Here is a 7,269-nt window from a genome sequence, read left to right as displayed (position 1 = left end):
CGTCATTTACCGACAGGCCATGTTGAAACCGCCACGCGTTACTACATCACGTCCTTACCTTATAAAAAACACAGAAAAATGTACCAAGCGATTCGTGAGCATTGGCAAATAGAAAATGGCTTGCACTACAAATTAGACGTAGGAATGAACGAGGACCAATGCCCCATTTATCGTGGATATGCAGATAGAAATTTAAGCATCATGCGAAAAATCATTCTCAAATTGCTGGAAGAGGACAAATCCTCTCAGGATGGTATTGCTTTAAAAAGAATGAAAGCTGCTCTTTCTACTCAATACTTAAGAAAAGTGATTGGTTTTTAAACTTTGATGAAATCGCCCTGTATTGCCTCAATAAAAGGTCTATATTAATAAAATCTTAATAATATTATGCTAAATTATTAGTCTATAATTTGCACATTTTGATATAATTATGACGAAAATATACTCAAAGCAGCGTGTAAACTTTGATCCTTTGACTTTTAGCGATCTACCTCGATATGAGTATCATCGTACTTTACGTGGTGCAATTGGCTTATCTGCTACCAGCTATTCGCAACAAACAAAAGATGGGATTATTTACCAATGGGATAATATAGCTCCAGAGGTTGCTCTTGTTATTCTTCAAGATGCTCAAAAACAAAAAATTAATATTCAGAATGAAATAATTGAGGGTATAGGAGAGGATGTATTTCATAAGAAGTGCTTGCAAAATGCTATTGAGAAATTACAGAACAATCCCCGTTACTCCCTTTTTGTAGAAAAATTAGCGTTACATATTACTGCTAAAAAATCTAAAGAGCTTACCCTGGAACATTTAAAATCAGCAGGAATTATAACTCTTGAGCAATTCGATGAGGTATTTACTCAATTTTTGTATGTACAAAATAAATTAGACAAGAGCTTCCCTAATTTTAATAAGATAACAGAAGAAGATGATTATTATCAGTTCATCACTTTTATGGCAAACGAGCCATTATATGAATCTTTTCTTCAGTCATTTACTCAGTATCTTGCCGCAGAGTTTAATAAAGGCAGGTTACAAAGCAATCATGTTGCAGCACCTAAAGAAATCGATAGTAAATCGCTATCAAGTTTTTTCCAGGTAATTAGCTATGATTTAAGCTTACAGCCCCCCAAAAAACCACTGCAAACAAATACGTTATATGTCACATTACTCCAAGATAAATTGAGCTATACAGTCATTGATGTCGCTGGCAATGAAATTACCGCATCCATCCCTTTTAGTGAATGCGCTTTTACCGTGGATGAACAAACCACCGAGGAAGAACTAAAAAGTCATTTACAGGATCTTTTGAAAATTACATCTCAAAGAGGTCATACAGGAGATATTGCACTTAATACTTTAGCATTAAAAGATAAGGGTATTGCTTTTTTGGAAAGCGATATCGGTACAAGCCTATTTTTATCTCATTTACCGGCAGTCGATTTGGTTAAGGATGAGAAATATAAATTTAGTCTTTATCAATGGTTAAATCAGGGAAATTTGGATCGCTTAAAAGATCTTTTGGTTTCAGGAGCATGTCAACGCTATAACCAGGAATTGGATGCCTTGATAAAACAAATGACAAAACCTGCAGAAATAGATGAAGAATTTAAAAAAGAAATCGAGGCTGTTGGTGCCTTAATGAAAGAAATGACAGCACTTATTGCTAGCCTTGAGGATAATCCAAATGCAAAAGATAAGGAATTAGATGAAAAAATAGATCACTTGGTTGTCCATTTAAAAAATCTTAAGAAGCTTTATAACAGCACCCCTCTTTTACAACCAGGAGATGATATACCTTCAACAGTCGGAAATTTTGAAAATTTCATCAAAAAGTTCCTATTCAACTCATCTGATGAGAAGTTAACTCAATATGTTACCGACAGCTCTGATGAAAACAAAATTTGGAAATTGCATTTGATTGAGTTGGTGAGTGGGTTAGTGAATGACAGAAATTTTGTTTCAGTCCGTGATATAAAAAATAAAAATGACCTTTCTTTTTTAACGGATAAAGAAGGTTCCATTTTACCTGCCCCTCTTGTCTTTAGAGAACAACTTAAGATGAGACTTACAACATATCTCAAAAAAGATGTTCATCGTTATCACACGGTGCAGAGTTATCAAAATGATAACTTAAAAATGACAGAAGCTCCTGTTGTTTTTAGAGGCGGTCATTTAACTGATTCCCTAGAGGAAACCGTACTTTTTGCAAAAAAAATGACCCGAACGGGTGAGTATTCTGCTGACAGTCATTTATTATCTGGGCAAGAAAATAATATTAAAAAACATGAGATTCGATCCGGAGCAGCGGTAACCTTGGCTGCTACAGGTGTTGATGGAACACGTTCCGTTACGGATAAATTTGATGTTGCACTTAAATTTGGTGGTATGCACGATGTAAAAATTCTCTATATTATTCGTGGTAAAGAATCATTTCATTCAAAACCATTTGCAGAAATTGTAGGAAAGACCAAATTAGGTGAAATAGCATATACACATGTTGATCCTCATGATTATGTCATGACAATCCTTTATAATCGTAATAATGAAATACTTGATGTTATCCCAGGAAACTTAGATGGAGAAATCCAGGGGGTAAGTGAATTTACACAAGAAGTGATTACCTCGGGGATTAAATTTTATAATGAAAAGCATAATAAATCTTTAACCTCTAAAGCTTTGGTGAAACTACCAACTCCGTTAAAAGAGGAGCATCCAGCAATAACCCATTCGTCCAGGAAAAAACCGTTACTTGAGATTCTTCATTCTCATCAATCAGAATCGCTTTCATCTGCTCAATTAAAGCCATCTGCAAAAAAACTCAGCAGCATCAGAATCACCCGACACACTCGTGATGGCCATAAAATGCTGTCATTAGAATCATTGAGGCCTGAAGTAGAATCCCTTAAATTATCAGGCGAAAAACTGGAACTTCCTGAGGGTTCGTTCAAATTAATTCCTGGGCGATTAAATGAAGTACGGGAAGCGGCCTTGGCTCACTTCAATATGAGGCATATTTTAACACTGAAAGGTTTTAATCGATGGAGCACTCGAGAAAGACAATTACAGGAAACATACAATCGTATATTACAACCTCATTTTATGGAAGGTGACATTCAAGAACAATTAGCACATGCAAATATCGCCCATGAAGAGTGGTTAACTGATGTGTTAGTACCCAGAATGCAAACAGCATTGATGCTTCATCTCGCTGCGCGATTAATTACCGATTACCGAGTTGACACAGAAGAGGTAAATAAGCTCGCTCAAAAATTATTTCATGACATCATGGATGCAAGTTACAGCTATTCTCTGGTAATTGATTGGTCAAGCATTCATGATTTGCTTAATGAAACAGAAGTACATCAGCAGTGTATTAAAAATGCTCAAAGGCGAATACAACAAGTACATCCATCTCTAAGCATAGACAGCCTCGAATACGAATCCGAATTCAAATCATTTTTGATAATGGAAAAGAATAAGGTCCGAAAACAACTGGTAAATAATAAAATGTCTGCGTTTTTGGATCAAAACCTAGACCATTTTGTGCAAAAATATAAACTTGAGAAAAAACCAGTTTATTCCTTGGCCGATAATCGTGATTTTGTTTTTTTAGGTCCTGCAGCGAGCGGTAAAAGTACTATTTCCAATCTATATATTACAAAGGAAGAACGAAAGGATTATGTATCCCTCGCTACAGATGATTATCGGGGCATATTTATGCCATTTACGGAAGAATTTGAAAAGAGAGAAACAGAACAAGCCTTTATTCGCACACAAGACAGCGCATACTTAATCAGCGAACTTGTTGAAGAACGTATTTTGGCCCAAAAAGACAAAAGACCTAATATAATTATCGATGGCGTTACCTATAAATCATCACAAAAAGCTTTAGTAGAAAAAAATAATAATTCGGTGATAGTCTGTGCGTGTTTAGATGATATGTCCCAAGTCGTTAAACGCTGTTATGATAGAGCAAAACAAGAAGAGAGCGGTTCAGCTGACAAAGGACGATATGTTAACACCACCAGCTTGCTCCATATGCATAAAACAGCAAGTCTCAATTTATTAACTTGTTGTGCTCCCAATACTACCATTGCTTTTTATAATACCAATGTACCGCGTGGTGTGACTCCTCCTTTGATTGCTACTGTAGATACGCATGGAGAAAAGACACTCACAATAAACCATGCTCAAGGTTCCTTGATGTATTTAGCTTCTTTTTTCAATAAAGCACGAGTTAATGTTAGAGCCAAAAGCGACCAGCATCTTTTTTTAGACAGATTAAAACATCCTGAATTTCAAATTGATTCATTATTCGCGGTTATGGATCATGGATTTAAAATTGTAATACAGGGTGAAAATAAATTACCTTGTTTAACCGTCAAAAAAGAAACTAATGGTCAAATCGTTATGGAAATTATTGATCCAGAACAAGTCAATAATAAAATCGAAGAAAATAAAACTGAAAAAGCCTTGTTGCAAATGCTTGTGTTGTATGGACAACTCGGACGTTTGAAGGAAGTTCAGAAAGAATGTTTGCTACATGAAGATATTGATTTAATTGTTGAGCAAATCATTAATTCCCAATCCGAAGCCAAACAGATAAAAACAACTAACACTGAAGTCAGTTAGATAACAATTTGCAACTATAATGTATAGAGTGCAAAGTTAATGCGATATAATTCGTTCTTTTAGATCAGGAGTAATCATGAACACTCGTTTGCTGAAAAAAATCACACGAGAGAGAAATAAAGTAGAACACTTTATCGATCATATGCGCGCTATCTTTGAAAAAACTCCTGATACATCCGAGAGAGCAAATCGTCTTCAAGTGTTTGATACTTTATTACTTTTAGCAACCTATGCAAAAGTTGAAGAACTTGAAAATGAATTCCAAAGTGTACTGCCTAAAGATGAAAATACAGCTACTATCTCATACTTGCGAGAGCATCTTCGAGAGATTAATGGTTTTTGCACAAGTACATTTAGCGATGAGCATGAAGTGTATAAAAATTTATTCACTGGCATCACTCCAGAAAAAAAACAAGGTGTGCGTGATCTCTTGAGTAAATCAATTACGGAACTCATTTTTGAGAAAACAAATACTCTATCGACTCGATTAAGTATGTAAAATAATATTTTCAATGCGGTGTTTTCCTTTACAATAAAACAATCAATTTTGTTCATCTTAGAACGGATTGCTTTTTAAAATTTCCTCGCTAATTGATTGTTTCAAAATATAAAAAATGACCATGAATGTGGATGCCAAGCAGTAGCACCCCAATAAAAAATGGGATAAGATGGGCGCTCTGTTGTCCCTCAGGAGAATCATTCTGAGCACATTTTTTAACGCTACATGCACAGCGGCTGCCGCAATTTATGCGGAGTTTAAGTTCTATCCCTATTATAACCTGGGTTTTCATCTTGATGCATTTACCAGCTTTTTCTGCCATATATTTCGCGCTCTATATGACTTCACCGCATTCTTAATGCGTGTGTTAATTACTCCTTTTTGTCTTTTAAATCCATTTTCCTGGCCCAGTTTACCAAGCCACGCTTTAAATCTTGTTGATGATTTAGTTGGTACTGCACTTAGCCTGGTCAGTATTGCTATTCATCCCGTTATTTTTATAATCCGTACATTGAGTTCCATGATTCGAGGTTATGATGAGGGGACCGATTATGATTGGGGAGCAGAGCCAGAAGAAGAAGATCTGAACAAGGCCATGGCAATTTGGTAACCGAAAGATCAGATTTTAAATTATCGCTCTACCACTTCAACAAAAGATCCTTTTCTTAAAAAACTCATAATTAATTGTCTTGTTTTTGTATTATTCATTATAAATGTATGATTGGAATTAACAATAATCGGTTCATTTTGACCTTCCAAACGCGCAGACTCAGGTGGTACTTTCGCATCATAACGCCCAGCTATTATTCCTATTTTAATGTTAGGCACAGGCACATGATGAACATATGACGATCGATCCGAACTCAGCTCACTCAATGGTTTTATTGGAGAAGTGAACAAAGGAAACATTGTCGTAGAGAGTTTTGCTAATTTTGATCCTTGATTTGGCGGCGCCAACATGATGAGGCTACCTATATTTTTTAATTGCTTTTGCGACAAGTTGGATAACGCTTCTCGGGTAATAATTCCACCAAGACTATGAGTCACAAAATTAATTTTAACGCCTGGATTTTTTTCTAATAAATTTTTAATAAATCGATTTAAATAAATACCATGTTCTTGAATACTGTATTTGGGAGAAGGGTAACTATAGGAATAAACTTCATAGCCTTGTCTTTTTAGATAATTTTTTAATGGCCACATACTAAGCGAAGTACGCATCAAACCATGTACTAACACAATAATTTCCTGATTGTGTCTGACCTGAACAGAAGAAGAAGCTACGTGAGTTTGTCTGTGATTAGGTAACAATGCATATGCTTGAGCCAAGCAGCTCATCCCAATAAGGATCATCAGCACAAGTTGGGCAAACTGTCGGGTTTTAAGAATGGTTGCGGTCATTATTTCTCTTGATTTATTCGAACCATCATCATTCTAATTTAACTCCTATAGCCAGTTCAAAAAATTTCTAATAAAAATGTATTTAATAAATTAATCGAATTAAATCCATCCCAACGGTGTTCACAAAATTACCTAAGCATTATTTTTTTTTCTAAATTGGTGGATTTTTCACCTACCTTATGTTATCAACATACATACAGGTATGTATCAAGCAATAAATCATTTTATAGAGCCTGTGTAATTTAATAGCTTATCAGTTAGCCCCCTATTCTATCAAAATCAGGAGTTTTTTATGTTGAAAAAAATAATGATAGCCACTCTTTCTATCATCAACTTATCCGTTTTTCTTCCTGCTTATGCTGGCGAAGATATGAGTTGTAAGGTCCAAGTAGCTGTTGCTACACCACCAATTCCATTTGATCAGAATGTTGCATTTAATGTAACGTCTAATGAACTGGGATTAAATAAGTCACTTACCCTAATGGGTGGAAAAGGACCTCAATTTATAGATAACATACCTTGTTCTCCAGCTCCTCTGTCAATCAGTGCAACCGTGTACTCGACACCAGGTTATACCTTGCAAGGCTCATCCATTGGTCAATGTGTTTTAAAAGCAGGATATGTTGTTCTAAATGGTCCGGAAAATAGTGCTTCCGTGGTATTTCCCTATGATTTTAATTGCATAAATTAATAAGCGCATTTGCCTATATCTCCCTGATATGGGCAAATG

The 7,269-nt window shown here is 35.5% G+C and carries 6 protein-coding genes; 5 read left to right on the top strand and 1 reads right to left on the bottom strand.

Annotated features, from left to right (window positions below):
• The 4 genes from ELY20_RS03540 to ELY20_RS03525 form a co-directional block, all read left to right on the top strand.
• Window positions 1-321 (top strand): ISAs1 family transposase (locus ELY20_RS03540; RefSeq protein ID WP_126955362.1); only part of this gene is annotated, 321 nt, incomplete at its 5' end.
• Between the two features lie 109 nt (window positions 322-430).
• The gene (locus tag ELY20_RS03535; RefSeq protein ID WP_110144273.1) at window positions 431-4,639 is read left to right on the top strand and encodes a zeta toxin family protein; all 4,209 of its coding nucleotides are present in this window, start codon (window positions 431-433) and stop codon (window positions 4,637-4,639) included.
• Between the two features lie 76 nt (window positions 4,640-4,715).
• Window positions 4,716-5,138 carry a hypothetical protein gene (locus ELY20_RS03530; protein WP_110144272.1) on the top strand — a complete coding sequence of 141 codons (423 nt, stop codon included), beginning with the start codon at window positions 4,716-4,718 and terminating at the stop codon, window positions 5,136-5,138.
• A gap of 169 nt (window positions 5,139-5,307) precedes the next feature.
• Window positions 5,308-5,748 carry a hypothetical protein gene (locus ELY20_RS03525; protein ID WP_110144271.1) on the top strand — a complete coding sequence of 147 codons (441 nt, stop codon included), beginning with the start codon at window positions 5,308-5,310 and terminating at the stop codon, window positions 5,746-5,748.
• Between the two features lie 20 nt (window positions 5,749-5,768).
• On the opposite strand, the gene ELY20_RS03520 is transcribed toward ELY20_RS03525, so the two are convergent.
• Window positions 5,769-6,539 (bottom strand): esterase/lipase family protein, encoded by a 771-nt coding sequence (locus tag ELY20_RS03520; protein WP_165831656.1) that lies wholly within the window; start codon window positions 6,537-6,539, stop codon window positions 5,769-5,771.
• A 292-nt stretch (window positions 6,540-6,831) separates the two neighbouring features.
• Between ELY20_RS03520 and ELY20_RS03515 the strand changes: the two genes are divergently transcribed.
• On the top strand, window positions 6,832-7,230 hold the full coding sequence (locus ELY20_RS03515; protein ID WP_110144269.1) for a hypothetical protein: 399 nt from the start codon (window positions 6,832-6,834) through the stop codon (window positions 7,228-7,230).
• Window positions 7,231-7,269 lie beyond the last annotated feature (39 nt).

This window comes from Legionella qingyii, from assembly GCF_003990155.1.
GTDB lineage: Bacteria > Pseudomonadota > Gammaproteobacteria > Legionellales > Legionellaceae > Legionella > Legionella qingyii.
Note: the sequence above shows the minus strand (reverse complement) of the source record. Positions and strands in the feature narration are given on the sequence as shown.